The organism is Mesorhizobium sp. WSM4849, from assembly GCF_055811385.1.
The window spans coordinates 1-13,971 of the sequence record NZ_JBVVPW010000028.1; the positions used below are offsets into that span (position 1 = coordinate 1).

The following is a 13,971-nucleotide window of genomic DNA, read 5'->3' on the forward strand; positions in this document are numbered from 1 at the left end:
TGTGCTATCCTGATCGAAGGCGACGAGGGACTTGCTCAGATCATTCTGGTGCATCGGGGCGCTCCATTCGTTGAGTTTACAGCAACGATGGTGCCACAACCCTCGCCGCCGCCCCATAGCTTCTCTCCCCCACTCTCGTGGGGGCGAGGAACCCAAGCTGGAACGCTGTGCGTAACCCATTGGCAGGAAACGGGTGGTTTGCACGCGCTGTTTCACCCATCTCTGATGGCAGAAGAAGCCATTGGAGGCAGAGCCATGACCATACACACGGTTCCAGAAGCAGCGGTCCGATCGGCGGAAGCGCGGGTCGCCGGATATGATTGGCAGGCATTGGCCGAGGGGATGAGCGGCTATGGCTGCGCCGTGATGGAAAAGCTGCTGACGCCGGAAGAATGCCGGGAGATCGCCAGGCTCTATCCCGACGAAAGCCATTTCCGCAGCCACGTCCACATGGCGCGGCACGGCTTCGGCAAGGGCGAGTATCGCTATTTCCGCTATCCCTTGCCCGAACTGATCGGCGGCTTGCGCACCGCGCTCTATCCGCGCCTGGCCGCGGTCGCCAACGACTGGAACGAGCGCATGGGCGTCGCCCAGCGCTACCCGGACGAACACGCCGCGTTCCTTAAGCAATGCCACGAGCAGGGCCAGACGCGGCCGACGCCGCTCCTGCTGCAATATGGTCCCGGCGACTTCAACTGCCTGCATCAGGATCTCTACGGCGATCTTGCCTTCCCGCTGCAGGTGGCGATTCTACTGTCCGAACCCGGCGAGGACTTCACCGGCGGCGAGTTCGTGCTGACCGAACAGCGTCCGCGCATGCAGATCCGCGCCGAGGTGGTGCCGCTGCGCCAGGGCGACGCCGTCGCCTTCGCGGTTCACAATCGTCCGGTCCAGGGCAGCAAAGGCAGCTACCGCGTCAATCTCAGGCACGGCGTCAGCCGGCTTCGCTCCGGCCTGCGCCACACCGTGGGCATTATCTTCCACGACGCGAAGTAAAGAATGTCATAGACTTCGAAAGGCTACGTCGAGGCGACGGGACAGCTTCGTGCTAAGGGGTCAGTTGTCGGAGTCGGCGCCGCCCCTCATCGCCCTGCCGGGCACTTCTCCCCGTATAGTGACGGGGAGAAGGGGCTGGCCGCAAACTCGGCACCCTTTCTGCAACGCTGGTGATTGGCGAAACCATAGATGAGAGCGCCCCTCTCCCCGTCATTATACGGGGAGAGGATGCCGGCAGGCAGGTGAGGGGCAGCGCAAAGCTGAAGCGATTGGCCTGCCGTTCCGCTTTGCCGGGTCGCTTCGGCACCTTCGCTCAGGCCTGAAGCAGCGCCAACTCGTCGGCGGTGAGGTGGCGTGCCTTGCCCTTGGCGAGCTCGCCGAGCTGCAACGGACCGATCGCCACCCGCACCAGGCGAAGCACGTCCACCTCATGCGCCCCGAGCAGCCGGCGAATGTGGCGGTTGCGGCCCTCGTCGAGCGTGATTTCCAGCCAGGCGGTGCTGGTGCCGCTGCGCAGGATTTCAATCGACCGCGCCGTCAAATCTTCGCCGTCGACCGTCGCACCGGCCCGCAACTTGGCCAGCACGGCTGCGTCGGGCAGGGTGCCGATCTGCACGTGATAGACCTTGGCGACGTGCGAGGCGGGGTCGAGCAGGCGCTGGGCGAAGCGCGTGTCGTTGGTCATCAAAAGCAGGCCTTCGCTGGCCTTGTCGAGGCGGCCGACCGGCGACACGAAGGGCAGGTCGAGTTCTGCCAGGCAGTCATAGACGGTGCCGCGGTCCTGCGGGTCGTCGCGGGTGGTGACCAGGCCGCGCGGCTTGTTGATCATCAGATAGACCTTGCGCTCGGCGACAACGCGGCTGCCGTCGACCTCGATGCGGTCGCGGCCGGGATCGACGCGCAGCGAGCCGTTGCGCACAACCTTGCCGGCGACACGGACGCGCCCTTCGGCGACCAGAATCTCTGCCTGCTTGCGCGAGCACAGGCCGAGTTTCGACAGCGCACGGCAAAGGCTCACTCCTGGCGGATTGGCTCCGGCGCTAGGCGAGGGGCGTTGCCGGCCGGTATTCGGTCGTGGCGCTATGGTTTTGCGAGAGCGCTCCGGCAAGGTCAGGACTTTCCCGCTAGCCCATCTCCAGCCCTGGCGAGCGTTTCCATGCCTTCGCTGAGGTGCCTTTTCAGGACGCGGACGGCTGCCTCGGCGTCACGGTGGCGGCAGGTCGTCAACAGGTCGAGGTGCTCCGACTGCGAGCGGCTGCGATAGTCGAGGTTGGACAGGAGAACGCGAACGTAGCGGTCGGCCGCATTGTGGTGGGCTTCGATCAGGCCGAGCAGCCTTGTGTTGCCGCAGGCGCTGTAAAGGGCCAGATGAAAGGCACGGTTCAGCGTTCCCCAGCGGCCGACATTCGGCTCGGCATCGATCTGGTTGAGCACATAGCCGGCCTCGTCTAGTTTTTCTTTGCCGAGGTTAGGGATCGAGAGCCGCAGCGCTTCGCCTTCGAGCAATGCGCGGACCGCAAAGATCTCCCTGATCTCGGCAGCGTCCATCCTGGCGACATGCGCGCCCTTGGTCGGATGGATCGACACGATGCCTTCGGCCTCGAGCTGGCGAAGCGCGTCGCGGACCGGCATGCGGCTGAAGCCGAACCGCTCGGCCAGGTCGTCCTGACGCAGCGGCGTGCCGGCCGCCAAGCTGCCCTCGGCAATCGATTCGCGCAGCACATTCGCCACTTGCTCCGCCACCGTCAGCGGCTTCTGCATCAAGCCTTCGCCAAGTCCGCGCAATCGATTCTCCCGTCAGGTGAGCCTTGCTAACAGAAAGCCGCCCGTGTGGATATCTGTATCCTCGTATACGAGTATCCAGAAGCGAGAAGCGATGCAGAGCGCCTCGATTACGGTGCTGACGATGTCCCGCAGGCCATTGCATGCGCGTTTCAAGCCGGCGATGATGCAAAAGCCAGCCGGTTTGAGCCCAACATGAAAGTCCTTGTCGTCTATTGCCATCCCTGCACCGACAGCTTCAACGGGGCTGTGCGCGACACGGTGCTGGAGACGCTTGCCGAACGCGGCCATGAGGTTCATCTCCTCGACCTCTACGCGACCGGTTTCGACCCGATCATGCGCGCCGACGAATGGCTCGGCTATCACGACAAGGCGGCGAACCTCGCGCCGGTGTGTGACCGGGCGCAGGAACTGCTTTGGGCGGAGGCCGTCATCTTCATCTACCCGACCTGGTGGTATGGCCTACCGGCCATGCTCAAGGGCTGGTTGGAGCGGGTGCTGGTGCCGGGCTTCGCCTTCGAGATGCCGACGGCGCAGCGCGGCGCACGCCCCAAATTGCGGCACATACGCCGGGTGCTGGTGATGACCACATGCGGCGCGACGCCGCTGATGTCGTGGATCATGGGCCAGCCCGGCCGGCGCACCCTGCTGCGCGGCTTCCGCTCCGTTTGCCATCCGCTGTGCTCGACAAAATTCCTGGCGCTCTACCGGATGGACACTGTCTCAGCGGTGGAGCGCGAGGCGCATTTGCAGCGTGTCAGGAAAGCGGTCGCCAGCCTCGGACGCGCCGCTTTCCTGGCCTCCGACGTGGTGCCTGGCTGATCGCCGGGGGCGCCACGATCGTCAGTTTGTCCTGGGCTCGTCCTCGACAACGAAAGACGCCGCAATCAGGTCGTCGGCATCGAGCCGTAGGGAGCCTTCACCTCCTCCCATGACGGCGGCGACCTTCTGAAAGGTTTTAATTTCGTGTTCGGTAATACGGGCGCTTCTCATCCTGGCCTTGAGATTAGCGACGCGCAGCCCCAATGTGTGGGACGTTTCAATTTCGCGGTTCGACATCACAATATGCTCCTCCCCAACCCATGCATTTGCCTCCCCGCCGGTATTCGCCCGTCACCTACGTTTGCCTAAATATGAGGCATGACGAATACAGCGCCCCGAACGCGTGGTGCGAGGGAAGGTTCCCGCGCGACACGGTCACGAAATAATACGGCGCAACCGGCGGCCGGCAAAGCTATCCGTAGGAGGGTGGCAGGTCGCTGGGCGCGCCGAGGGTTTTCTTCGGACTGTGGGACACTCAGCGGCAAAGTAAAGTAAGTCGAAAAGATTGACTGTATCCCCGGGGGGAGGATACAAAAGAAGCATGTCCGTAAGCATCCATCGTTCGCATCCTGCTATCGTGAAGCGTCTGAAGCGCGCGCAAGGCCACCTCGCGGCGGTGCTGTCGATGTTCGAGGCGCATCGTCCTTGCGTTGATCTGGCGCAGCAACTCCATGCCGTGGAGAGCGCCATCAGCAGCGCAAAACGCGAACTGATCCACGATCATATCGAGCATTGCCTGACGGACACCGCGGAAGCCGGCGGCAACTCGCTGGCGGAACTCAAGCAACTGGCGAAATACCTGTGAGCCGTCAAATACCTGTGAGCCGTCTCGGCGCGCACATTCTCGACTGGTTCGGGTTCGGGTCGCGCGATCACGCCGCGCATGGTCATGGCCATCACGATCATGCGAGCGGGTCGCACGGTCACACCCACGGGGTCATCGATGCGACCATTGCGACGACCGACCGAGGCATCTGGGCGATCAAATGGTCGTTCGTCATCCTGGCAATTACCGCGGCACTGCAGATGGTCGTGGTCGCGCTGTCGGGCAGCGTGGCGCTGCTGGCCGACACGATCCACAACATCGGTGACGCCACCACCGCCATTCCGCTGTGGATCGCCTTCATGCTGGCCCGGCGCAAGCCGTCGCCGACCTTCACCTACGGCCTTGGCCGGGTCGAGGACCTGGCCGGGATCATCATCGTTGGGATCATCCTGTTCAGCGCCATCGTCGCCGGCTACCAGGCCATCGACCGCTTGATCAATCCACGCGTGGTGACGCATCTTGGTTGGCTGGCGGCGGCGGGCCTTGTCGGCTTTCTCGGCAATGAGGCCGTCGCGGTGTTCCGCATCCGCGTCGGCCGCGAAATCAACAGCGCCGCACTGATTGCCGACGGCTATCACGCCCGCACCGACGGCCTGACCAGCCTTGCCGTGGTCATCGGGGCGCTCGGCGTCTGGCTCGGTTTTGCGCTGGCCGACCCGATCGTCGGCCTCCTCATCACTCTTGCCATCTTCGGCATCGTCTGGCAGTCGGCCCGCTCGGTGCTGACCCGCATGCTCGACGGCGTGGAGCCTGATGTCATCGGCGAAATCCACCATGCGGCCGCGCATGTGCCGGCAGCGCGCATTGTCGAGGCCAAGGCGCGGTGGATCGGTCACAGGCTGCACGCCGACATTGCCATCGCCGTAGGAGAAAGCCTGCCGGTCTGCGAAGCGAAGAAGATTACGGCAGCGCTGGAGCACGATCTGTTCGAGCACATGCCGGCGCTTGCGGCGGCCAATATAAGATTGGCGAGCGCGGATGCGGATCATTCCCATGAAGATGCTCACGGCGAACACGACAGCCACTAACGGTCGCTCGGAGCGGCTCGTTTCTGTTAGCCTCAGCTGATGTTCCAAATTCTTGTCGAGTTCCAACGAACGATCTATCTGGCGGCCGGCGAGCAGATCAAACTGCTCTCAGTGGGAGGCGACTGGCTGGCGTTCATGGGCTTCCTGCCGGTGGGCATCGTCTTCGGCGCTGCGCATGCGCTGACGCCCGGCCACAGCAAAGCTGTGCTAGCGACATATCTTGCGGGTTCGGATGCCAAGGTTCCGCGCGGCCTTTTCGTATCGATTACGCTGTCCTTCACCCATGTGACGATTGCCGTTCTGATTGCGGTTCTCTCGCTGCCGCTGGTCTCCATCGCTTTGGGCAGCGTCGGCCGCGCTCCGCTTCTGGAGGATATCAGTCGCGGGCTGCTCGGCCTTATTGGCGTGTGGATGCTGTGGCGCGCTTTGAGTCACGGCCGTCACCACAAGCATGAGGGCGAGGCGGTCGGCGCCATGGCAGGTCTGATCCCGTGCCCGCTGACGCTTTTCGTGATGACCTTCGCGATGTCCAGAGGCGTTCCCGGCGCCGGCTTGCTCTTCGCAATCACCATGATGGTCGGCGTGGCGCTGACGCTGTCCTGCGTCGCGGTGTTGTCGATCCTGTTTCGGGAACGTCTGGTGGATTTCTTCGCCGGCAAGCCACTCGAAACCATTTCCCGAACCATCGAAGGCGTTGCCGGGCTAGCGCTTGCGGCCGTTGCCGTCTGGCAGATCATGTTCGCTTCCTGAGCATGCTCAAGGGCGAGATCGAGTTGCACACCGATCGGCATGCGCCGGGCCGGCGATGCCGAGATGCCATCCTGCCAGATAGAATCAAGACATGGCTCTATCTGCTTGTTTAGTGAAACTTTATTCTGGATCATGTCACGTCGCCGCGACACCATGTCAGGCGCGCAGCCGCTCCGGCGGAGGATTGTCGCAACAGGCGCGCTGGCCGCTTCACTCTGCGCTCTTCGACCCGGCATCGGTGACCGAAGGGTCCAAACCGCAACCACGTCTATCGGCGGAGTACCGAATCGGCCAACTGAGCCGTCGTTATCGGATCAGCATGACGATGCACAATCTTCCAGAGACCATCTTCTGGGCGAAAGACGCTCGTCACGCGTAACGCCAAAGGGGTGACATCGATCCGACCGCCAACCTTGGACCTGAGCCGCTCTACTTCGATGAGGTATGCCAGTTCAGACGTCACACACTTCGCTACGTTCTCGAAGCCGGTAGCGTCGCCGTCCCTGTAGTTCGATGCCGCTTGCTCCATCGTCTCAACGACCTGCTTCCATCCATGCGCGAAAGGGCCAAAGGGATTTCCCAGTGTTACATCGTCTCGTTGGGAAAAGAGCTCCTTCGCAGGCGCGGGGTTCCCTTTCATGAACTCATCCAGAGCCAGGTGGTATTTTTCAACTGCTTGATCGAAGTCATTGGCGTCGAGGGACATGTCATCCTCCCTGTCGTTTTATTTCTGATCCGGACTGGCGACTCCCGCAGGTCAACATTCTGTGTGCGCAGCGGTGAGGCATTTCCCTAACTGCTGCGCAGTGCAGGTTGGCGTGGTCAGTATAGCACGGCGCGAGACAAGTTTTCGCGACAGCGTGTTGAGACGGCTCGGTAATGGCCGCTCCCCCGCCCCGTTCCAGCCGTTCAAATTGTGCGTCAAGCTTCCAAGCGCCCGACCGTGGCAGATTAGCAACTGCTCACCAAGAACGCAGGGCGGCGGGAAGGATCTCATACGCTCTTTGCAACCTCCGGCCCCCCCCCGAAATGACGGTTAGGTCGCCGCGTGCTATCCTGCGCCCGGAGGCGAACAAGGGCGCATCGTTCCACATGATGCGTGCGGGGCGCGCGCCCAAAACGGGAGCAGAACCCATGAAAGGCGAAGATAGGATCATTGAACGTCTTAACGAAGCGCTGTTTCTGGAACTCGGTGCCGTCAATCAATTTTGGCTGCATTATCGCCTGTTGGAGGACTGGGGCTATTTCAAATTGGCGAAGAAGGAGCGCGAGGAATCTATCGAGGAAATGCACCATGCGGACCGGATTATCGAACGGACCATCTTCCTCGAAGGGCACCCGAACCTGCAGGCGGTGGCGCCGCTTCGCATCGGGCAGAATGTGAGGGAAGTGCTGGAATCGGACCTTGCCGGCGAATACGACGCGCGCACCTCTTACAAGAAGTCACGCGAGATCTGCCAGGAACTGGGCGACTACGTGACCATGCACCTGTTCGAGGATCTGCTCAAAGACGAGGAGGGCCACATCAACTTTCTCGAGACCCAGCTCGATCTGCTCGCCTCGATCGGCGATGAGAGATACGGCCTCCTCAATGCCGCTTCCGGGGATGAGGCAGAGTAGTATTGGGAAAGCCACGCGGCGGAAATACTGCGCGACAGGTTTGAGGTTCCGCAGCCATGGCGCACATCAGGTGAACGGCACCAAAGACTCGACGTGACGCCTCTAAGCTCTGTGCCGTTCGCCGGTATCCTGCGGCAAAGCACTTGCCACGTTCGATTATGGATCATGAATGGCCCGATAGCGGCCATCAGGACTTGCCGCGCAGCCGTTCAAACGGGCGCGTCAAAATTCAGATGCCCACTCCCCAGCTGCACCTGCTCAGCGGGAGATCGCGCGCGGCATCTCCGATCACATTCTGAGCCGGATCGATGCCCCAGCCCCCCGCCGACCAGGGCCAAAACGCACGCCAGGTCGACTCAAAACCGATGGCCGGGTGAGCGCTCCTCGTCAACGAGCGCCGCAACTTTTACGCCCGTCAATCGCAGCTTTGTCCGCTTCCGGCAGCCGAAGGGAAGTTCCAGCGCTGGCGGCTAGCGACGCTAGACAAACGAGCAACCGTCACCATCGTGATCGGTGCTCCAGAGGTGGCGATGGAAGTCATTACATGACCTCGCGATCCACTCCAGGCGTTCTCGACCATGAGTCCACTCGTCTTTTGTCGATGTGCGCCACCAGATGGTGCGCCTCCTCGGCAACGGCCGGTATGGTGCCTGATTTCCGCGTTAGCGCAAAATCGAGGCCGGCGAAGTAGAGCCCGGGAATGGTGCCGACACCATCCTCGTGCATGGGTTGGCCAGCCTCATCCAGGGCACCGGGAACCTTCACCCATGAGAAGTCGCCCGAGAAGCCGGTGCACCAGATTATCGAGGAGATGCCACTTGCGGCCAGGTCGATCGATCGGATCGGCGGATCAGCCAGAATCGGCGCAACCGTTTCGGCAGGATCATCGTCGACCGGCGGCGCATCGAGGCCGGTGCGCTCGATATACTCGTCGATCACACGCTTCGCGTCCGCCGAGGCCTCGTCTGCGAAGCGCATGTGCTCGCCGATCTCGTCGCCGAAGATGAGGCTGCCGTTCTCCACGCCCCGGAAGCGGCCGAGCAGCACCACCCCTTGCGCGCTCAGCGATTGCAGGCTGATCGTGTGGATTGCCCCGAGCAGCGGACGCGGCGGCAGCCTGCCGTTCTCCAGGATAAGCTCCCGGCGCGGGACGTCGGCAAAGCCGGATACAGTGAGCCAGTTGAACGAGTCGCCGCCGCGATAGCGGCGTACCAGGCGGCCAGTGCGGCTCGTCGCTAGATACACAAGACGTCCGGCATGCACCAAGTCCTCGGCTATCTGGCCGCCCGACTGGCCACTCCCGACCACCAGCACGGCGCCGTCAGCGAACTCGTCCGGCTTGCGATAGGCAGAGGAATCGACCTGGCGAACTGCCGTCGGCAAGTCGGACGACCAGGGCGGCCGGACCTGACGGCTCTGGTTGCCGGTTGCAACCACGATCGTGCGCGCCAGAAACGTCTCGCGATCAGTCGTGACTCGGTAGGCTCCGTCCTCTCGGTTCAGCCGCTCAACCGGCACTCCAGTGCGGACCGGCAAGCGGTGCCGGTCAACATAGCCTTCCAGATAGCCGACGAATTCATGGTGGGTTATCGCACCCCAAGGGTCCGGGCCGTCGTAGGAATCGCCGGGCAGCGTGGTGCGTATATTCGTCGAGTTCAGCCGGAAGGAGTCCCAGCGCTGCGTTCGCCACGTCTCTCCGATACGGCCTCGCTCGAGAACGTGGTGCGCGCAGCCGCGTTGTTGCAGGAAGTAGCTGACGCCAAGCCCGGCCGAGCCCGCGCCTATGACGACCGCGTCAACAATCCCCCTCATGCGTTCCCCCGCCAAGATTGTGCTGCCTATCGCATGCGTGGGCGAGTGACACTACGCTCACCCTACAAATGCGGCAGCATACTGCAAAGAGCTAGTTCCGGGAATTCCAAAGGACGGAAGCCACGCCGGAGGGCAAGTGCCTCCGAAACCTCTGTCGACAGTATCGACCGCCAATTTTTCTAGTGACTGGTTCGTCAGCCCAACGGCTGAAACCGGTCATGAACGAGCGCGGTGCAAATGGCTGATCTTGGCGCTGCGGCATCCAGGAATCCGGCTGTCACGCCCAGCGGCGCCACAATCGTCAGTTTCGCAAGGGGCTGGTGGGAATACGATGAAACGACCGATATAGCAGCCGGCTTCCAATAACGCCGCTCGCGTCCAGGCCGTTGCTGAGCCGCCAGAACGCTATAGTTAAGGCAACAATGGCCTTGCCGCCCGCCACGGCTTTGATCCGCATCAATGCCAACCGCAGGGGAGGCTCGATTGCTCTGACAGCACGCGCGTCAACGTCCAATTGCCTGAAGCGTTAACATTTGGCGTGGGAGACGGGCACGAAGATGGTTCCTACGGCCGATGACAGGAGATCGCGCGGGGGCGACCTGATCGCCGTTGTGCGCGAGTTCGTGCACGAGCTTCAGCCGCAACGTGCAAATGCGATCGACATCTCGCCGTCAAGCCGGATCGAAAGGGATCTCGGCATCGACAGCCTTGGTCGGACGGAGCTGATTCTGCGGATTGAGCGCGCGTTCCGGGTGCGGCTGCCTACTCAAATAGTTGGCGAGGCGGACACAATCGGCGATCTGATCAATGCTCTCGAACACGCCGGCGCCCGACCGGGCTCGGCCCGCACGGTGCAGCCGACCATTGCCCTTCCTCCCGTTCCGGCTGCCACCGAGGCCCGGACGCTCGTCGAGGTCCTCGACTGGCACGTCGCGCAGCATCCTGATCGCCTCCACCTGACGGTCCTGCAGGACGACACAACCGCGCTGGGGTCAATGACCTACGCAGAACTGGCGGAATCAGCTCGTGCCGTCGCGGCCGGATTGATCCGCCGCAATGTCGAGCCGGGCGATCGTGTCGCTTTGATGCTGCCCACGAGTCTCGATTTTTTCTCCGCATTCTTCGGCATTCTCTACGCCGGAGCCGTGCCGGTGCCGATCTATCCGCCGATGCGGCTGTCGCAGATCGAGGACCATCTGCGTCGCCAGGCCGGCATCTTGAGCAATGCCGGCGCCCGCATACTCGTCACAATGCCGGAAGGAATGGGTCCTGCAGCGCTGCTGCGCGGACAGGTCGAATCCCTGGACGGCGTCGAGAACGTCGCAAGTCTCAGCACCGAACCCGCTGCCACACAGCTGCCGCCGGTCACGGACGATCACTCGACCGCGCTGATACAATACACGTCAGGCAGCACCGGAGATCCGAAAGGCGTCGTGCTGAGCCACGCCAACCTGCTTGCCAATGTTCGGGCCATGGGCGCGGTGATGGAGGCGAGCTCGGCTGACGTCTTTGTCAGCTGGCTGCCGCTCTATCACGACATGGGTCTGATCGGCGCTTGGTTGGGATGCCTTCATTTTGGCGCGCCGCTCTATGCGATGTCGCCATTGAGCTTTCTCGTGCGCCCGGAGAGCTGGCTCTGGGCCATGCACCGTTTTCGCGCCACCTTGTCCGCTTCCCCGAACTTCGGCTTTGAGTTCTGTCTGAACAAGACAGACGACGCCGATCTCGAAGGACTTGATCTAAGCTCGCTCCGCATGGTCGCAAACGGGGCGGAGCCGGTCAGTGTTCAGACGCTGCGTCGGTTCATTGAAAGATTTGAGCATCATGGCTTCAAGCCGGGAGCCATGGCGCCGGTCTACGGCCTGGCTGAGAACACGGTGGGGCTGGCCTTTCCCCCGCCGGGCCGCTCGCCGATCATCGATCGCGTGGATCGTACTGCGCTGACCGGCCGTGGCGCGGCCATGCCCGCCGGCCCCGACGATCCGAAGCCGCTTGAAATCGTCGCCTGCGGACATCCTCTGCCAGGTCATGAAGTCCGCATCGTCGATGGCGCCGGCTACGAGCTTGGTGAACGCCAGGAAGGCCGGCTCGAATTCCGCGGCCCGTCGGCGACCTCCGGCTATTTCGAGAACGACGCCAAGACACGCGAGCTGTTCCGCGATGGCTGGCTCGACAGCGGAGACAGGGCATACGTGGCGAGCGGTGATGTCTACATTACCGGCCGGGTAAAGGACATCATCATCCGCGCCGGGCGTCACATCTATCCGCAAGAGATCGAAGAGGCCGTCGCGGGCATCCCCGGCGTGCGCAAAGGAGGCGTCGTCGTGTTCGGCGCGACCGATGAGTCCACCGGAACGGAGCGTGTGGTCGTCGTGGCGGAAACGCGCGAGACCGACGAATCTGCCCGGGAGGAATTGCAGGAGCGCACTCGTGAGGTCGCAACGGATATCGCCGGAACACCTCCCGACGATATGGTCCTCGCGCCACCACGGGCCGTGCCGAAGACATCCAGCGGGAAGATTCGCCGCAGCACGGCCAAGGAGCTTTACGAGAGCGGGACAATTGGAGCGCCGCAACGCTCGCTCTGGTGGCAAGTCTTGCGGCTGTCGTTTGCGGGAGCGGGCCCGCAACTGAGGCGACTGCGCCGGCTTCTCGCCGACGTTCTCTACGCCGGATGGTGGTGGATCGTCATAGCCTGCAGCTTCTTCTTGGCATGGCTGGCGGTGATGCTTCTGCCGCGACTCGGCTGGCGCTGGGCCGCGGCGAGGACGATCGCCCGTGCCGCGCTCGCCCTTGCCGGCGTGACCATCACGGCGAGCGGCATCGAGCACATTCCCCGCCGCAAAGCGATACTCGCATTTAACCATTCGAGCTATATGGACGCCTTGGTGTTGGCTGCGGTTCTGCCGGGAGAACCAGCTTTCGTGGCCAAGAAGGAGCTGGCGGGGCAGGTCTTTGCCGGCCCCTTCCTGCGCCAGTTGGACATACCGTTCGTCGAGCGCTATGACGTCACAGGCAGCCTTTCCGACGCCGAATCCCTGACCAAGATCGCCCGGCAAGAACGCATTCTCGTGTTCTTCCCCGAAGGCACGTTCACGCGCAGACCAGGTCTCTCCGCCTTCTATCTCGGAGCTTTCAAGATCGCGGTTGATGCCAACCTGCCGGTACTGCCCGGCATTATCCGTGGAACGCGATCCATGCTGCGCGGTGACCAATGGTTTCCACGATGGACGCCGGTCACAATCGAGATCGGCGCTCCCATTGCGCCGTCTGGAACCGATTTTGCAGCGGTATTGCGTCTCCGCGACGCTGTACGCGAAGCGATCTTGGCGCGCTGTGGCGAGCCGGACCTCGGCGAGCTGGTAAAGCCGACACCGCCCGGCGGAGCGAGCGCAATCGGCAAGGTCTAGGCTCCCGCGGCTCGGCACTCCATCAATAGCACGACCGGATGTCACGCGACTGTGAACTGGGAGTATTGGTTTACGCCTCGCGCTGTGCATCATACCCTCTTCGCAAAATCGCTGCGAAGAGCAGACCCGCTGATAATTCAGCCTGCTGGCCGGAATCACCGGGTCATGATGGAGGCCAACTGATGAATTTCGACAAGATTTCGGCCTGGGCTCCGGAGTGGTTAAGCGTCGTGAGGATCATGTCGGCGCTGCTGTTTCTGGAGCACGGAACTCAAAAGTTCTTCAATTTTCCGCCCGCTCCCGAGCCGATGCAACTGTCGGGGCCTTTTGTGATTCAGGGATTGATCGAGGTGATCGGAGGCGTGCTGCTTGCCCTCGGACTCTTCACCCGGCCCGTCGCGTTCATTCTGTCCGGCAACATGGCGGTGGCCTATTTCATGGCGCACGCGCCGCAAAACTTCTTTCCGGTTGTCAACCAGGGCGACGCGGCGATCCTCTACTGCTTTATTTTCCTGTACTTCTTTTTCGCGGGAGGCGGCAGGTGGAGCGTCGATGCGGCCCGTCGCGGAACCGGCCTCGCGACGCCCTGAATAGGATCGCGAGGAACCTCCTGGGCCGCTTCCAGCGGAGCACGTCCTGCAAGGGTGTCGAAGAGCATATGCTGTTGCCCTAGGTGGAAATGATAAGAAGTTTCGGCTGGCCCGCCGCGACGACGTCGCCGTCGCGATGTGGCGCATCTGCGAAGTGCTGGTGGGCATGTCGGACGCCCCGTGCCCGGATGAGCGCACGCGGCGACGACCTGACGTTGCTGGGCGGCGAGAGGGATTTTCTGCACCTCCTGCCGCGGAGCATTCTTGCTCGTTGGAACAGACGAGACCGACAGCAGCAATCCACCGATAGTGTTGAAAAAGTCCGGCAGAGCAGG

13 protein-coding genes are annotated in these 13,971 nt (G+C 62.6%); 8 read left to right on the top strand and 5 right to left on the bottom strand.

Translation table 11 applies throughout. The annotated features are described in order from the left end of the window. The first annotated feature begins 255 nt into the window (after window positions 1–255). The gene (locus tag AC0L3L_RS26465; RefSeq protein ID WP_473639897.1) at window positions 256–996 is read left to right on the top strand and encodes a 2OG-Fe(II) oxygenase; all 741 of its coding nucleotides are present in this window, start codon (window positions 256–258) and stop codon (window positions 994–996) included. 313 nt (window positions 997–1,309) lie between these two features. On the opposite strand, the gene AC0L3L_RS26470 is transcribed toward AC0L3L_RS26465, so the two are convergent. Continuing rightward, a complete protein-coding gene (locus AC0L3L_RS26470; protein WP_473639899.1) occupies window positions 1,310–2,014 on the bottom strand; it encodes a pseudouridine synthase in 705 nt (234 codons plus the stop codon). Window positions 2,015–2,106: 92 nt separating this feature from the next. Continuing rightward, window positions 2,107–2,781, bottom strand: a complete 675-nt coding sequence (locus AC0L3L_RS26475) for a GntR family transcriptional regulator (RefSeq protein ID WP_473639901.1) — start codon at window positions 2,779–2,781, stop codon at window positions 2,107–2,109. A gap of 192 nt (window positions 2,782–2,973) precedes the next feature. Between AC0L3L_RS26475 and AC0L3L_RS26480 the strand changes: the two genes are divergently transcribed. Beyond that, window positions 2,974–3,600, top strand: coding sequence for an NAD(P)H-dependent oxidoreductase (locus AC0L3L_RS26480; protein WP_473639903.1), 627 nt, complete (start codon window positions 2,974–2,976; stop codon window positions 3,598–3,600). A gap of 21 nt (window positions 3,601–3,621) precedes the next feature. Here the strand turns inward: AC0L3L_RS26480 and AC0L3L_RS26485 are convergent, their stop codons facing one another. Beyond that, on the bottom strand, window positions 3,622–3,837 hold the full coding sequence (locus AC0L3L_RS26485) for a hypothetical protein (RefSeq protein ID WP_095491134.1): 216 nt from the start codon (window positions 3,835–3,837) through the stop codon (window positions 3,622–3,624). A 304-nt stretch (window positions 3,838–4,141) separates the two neighbouring features. On the opposite strand from AC0L3L_RS26485, the gene AC0L3L_RS26490 reads away from it, so the two are divergent. Genes AC0L3L_RS26490 through AC0L3L_RS26500 form a run of 3 tightly spaced genes read left to right on the top strand, consistent with a single transcriptional unit; the run spans window position 4,142 to window position 6,204 of the window. Further along, the gene (locus AC0L3L_RS26490) at window positions 4,142–4,405 is read left to right on the top strand and encodes a metal-sensing transcriptional repressor (protein ID WP_095491135.1); all 264 of its coding nucleotides are present in this window, start codon (window positions 4,142–4,144) and stop codon (window positions 4,403–4,405) included. Further along, window positions 4,402–5,454 (top strand): cation diffusion facilitator family transporter, encoded by a 1,053-nt coding sequence (locus AC0L3L_RS26495; RefSeq protein WP_473639905.1) that lies wholly within the window; start codon window positions 4,402–4,404, stop codon window positions 5,452–5,454. Before AC0L3L_RS26490 ends, AC0L3L_RS26495 begins: the two co-directional genes overlap by 4 nt. A 39-nt stretch (window positions 5,455–5,493) precedes the next feature. Continuing rightward, the gene (locus AC0L3L_RS26500) at window positions 5,494–6,204 is read left to right on the top strand and encodes a HoxN/HupN/NixA family nickel/cobalt transporter (protein ID WP_473489780.1); all 711 of its coding nucleotides are present in this window, start codon (window positions 5,494–5,496) and stop codon (window positions 6,202–6,204) included. A gap of 268 nt (window positions 6,205–6,472) precedes the next feature. Here AC0L3L_RS26500 and AC0L3L_RS26505 read toward each other — a convergent pair whose 3' ends face one another. Beyond that, window positions 6,473–6,910 (bottom strand): YybH family protein, encoded by a 438-nt coding sequence (locus tag AC0L3L_RS26505; RefSeq protein WP_473639906.1) that lies wholly within the window; start codon window positions 6,908–6,910, stop codon window positions 6,473–6,475. A gap of 428 nt (window positions 6,911–7,338) precedes the next feature. Between AC0L3L_RS26505 and bfr the strand changes: the two genes are divergently transcribed. Beyond that, window positions 7,339–7,824, top strand: a complete 486-nt coding sequence (bfr, locus tag AC0L3L_RS26510) for a bacterioferritin (protein WP_473489793.1) — start codon at window positions 7,339–7,341, stop codon at window positions 7,822–7,824. 540 nt (window positions 7,825–8,364) lie between these two features. On the opposite strand, the gene AC0L3L_RS26515 is transcribed toward bfr, so the two are convergent. Beyond that, window positions 8,365–9,636, bottom strand: a complete 1,272-nt coding sequence (locus AC0L3L_RS26515; protein WP_473639908.1) for a flavin-containing monooxygenase — start codon at window positions 9,634–9,636, stop codon at window positions 8,365–8,367. A gap of 557 nt (window positions 9,637–10,193) precedes the next feature. Between AC0L3L_RS26515 and AC0L3L_RS26520 the strand changes: the two genes are divergently transcribed. Both AC0L3L_RS26520 and AC0L3L_RS26525 read left to right on the top strand, forming a co-directional pair. Continuing rightward, window positions 10,194–13,046 (top strand): AMP-binding protein, encoded by a 2,853-nt coding sequence (locus tag AC0L3L_RS26520; RefSeq protein WP_473639910.1) that lies wholly within the window; start codon window positions 10,194–10,196, stop codon window positions 13,044–13,046. 182 nt (window positions 13,047–13,228) lie between these two features. After that, window positions 13,229–13,636 (top strand): DoxX family protein, encoded by a 408-nt coding sequence (locus tag AC0L3L_RS26525; RefSeq protein WP_473639911.1) that lies wholly within the window; start codon window positions 13,229–13,231, stop codon window positions 13,634–13,636. The last annotated feature ends 335 nt before the right edge of the window (window positions 13,637–13,971 follow it).

Coding starts and splice junctions, on each gene's coding strand:
- AC0L3L_RS26465 (WP_473639897.1), top strand. CDS start 256: ATGACCATACACACGGTTCCAGAAGCAGCGGTCCGATCGGCGGAAGCG.
- AC0L3L_RS26480 (WP_473639903.1), top strand. CDS start 2,974: ATGAAAGTCCTTGTCGTCTATTGCCATCCCTGCACCGACAGCTTCAAC.
- AC0L3L_RS26500 (WP_473489780.1), top strand. CDS start 5,494: ATGTTCCAAATTCTTGTCGAGTTCCAACGAACGATCTATCTGGCGGCC.
- AC0L3L_RS26520 (WP_473639910.1), top strand. CDS start 10,194: ATGGTTCCTACGGCCGATGACAGGAGATCGCGCGGGGGCGACCTGATC.
- AC0L3L_RS26490 (WP_095491135.1), top strand. CDS start 4,142: ATGTCCGTAAGCATCCATCGTTCGCATCCTGCTATCGTGAAGCGTCTG.
- AC0L3L_RS26485 (WP_095491134.1), bottom strand. CDS start 3,837: ATGTCGAACCGCGAAATTGAAACGTCCCACACATTGGGGCTGCGCGTC.
- bfr (WP_473489793.1), top strand. CDS start 7,339: ATGAAAGGCGAAGATAGGATCATTGAACGTCTTAACGAAGCGCTGTTT.
- AC0L3L_RS26505 (WP_473639906.1), bottom strand. CDS start 6,910: ATGTCCCTCGACGCCAATGACTTCGATCAAGCAGTTGAAAAATACCAC.
- AC0L3L_RS26515 (WP_473639908.1), bottom strand. CDS start 9,636: ATGAGGGGGATTGTTGACGCGGTCGTCATAGGCGCGGGCTCGGCCGGG.
- AC0L3L_RS26525 (WP_473639911.1), top strand. CDS start 13,229: ATGAATTTCGACAAGATTTCGGCCTGGGCTCCGGAGTGGTTAAGCGTC.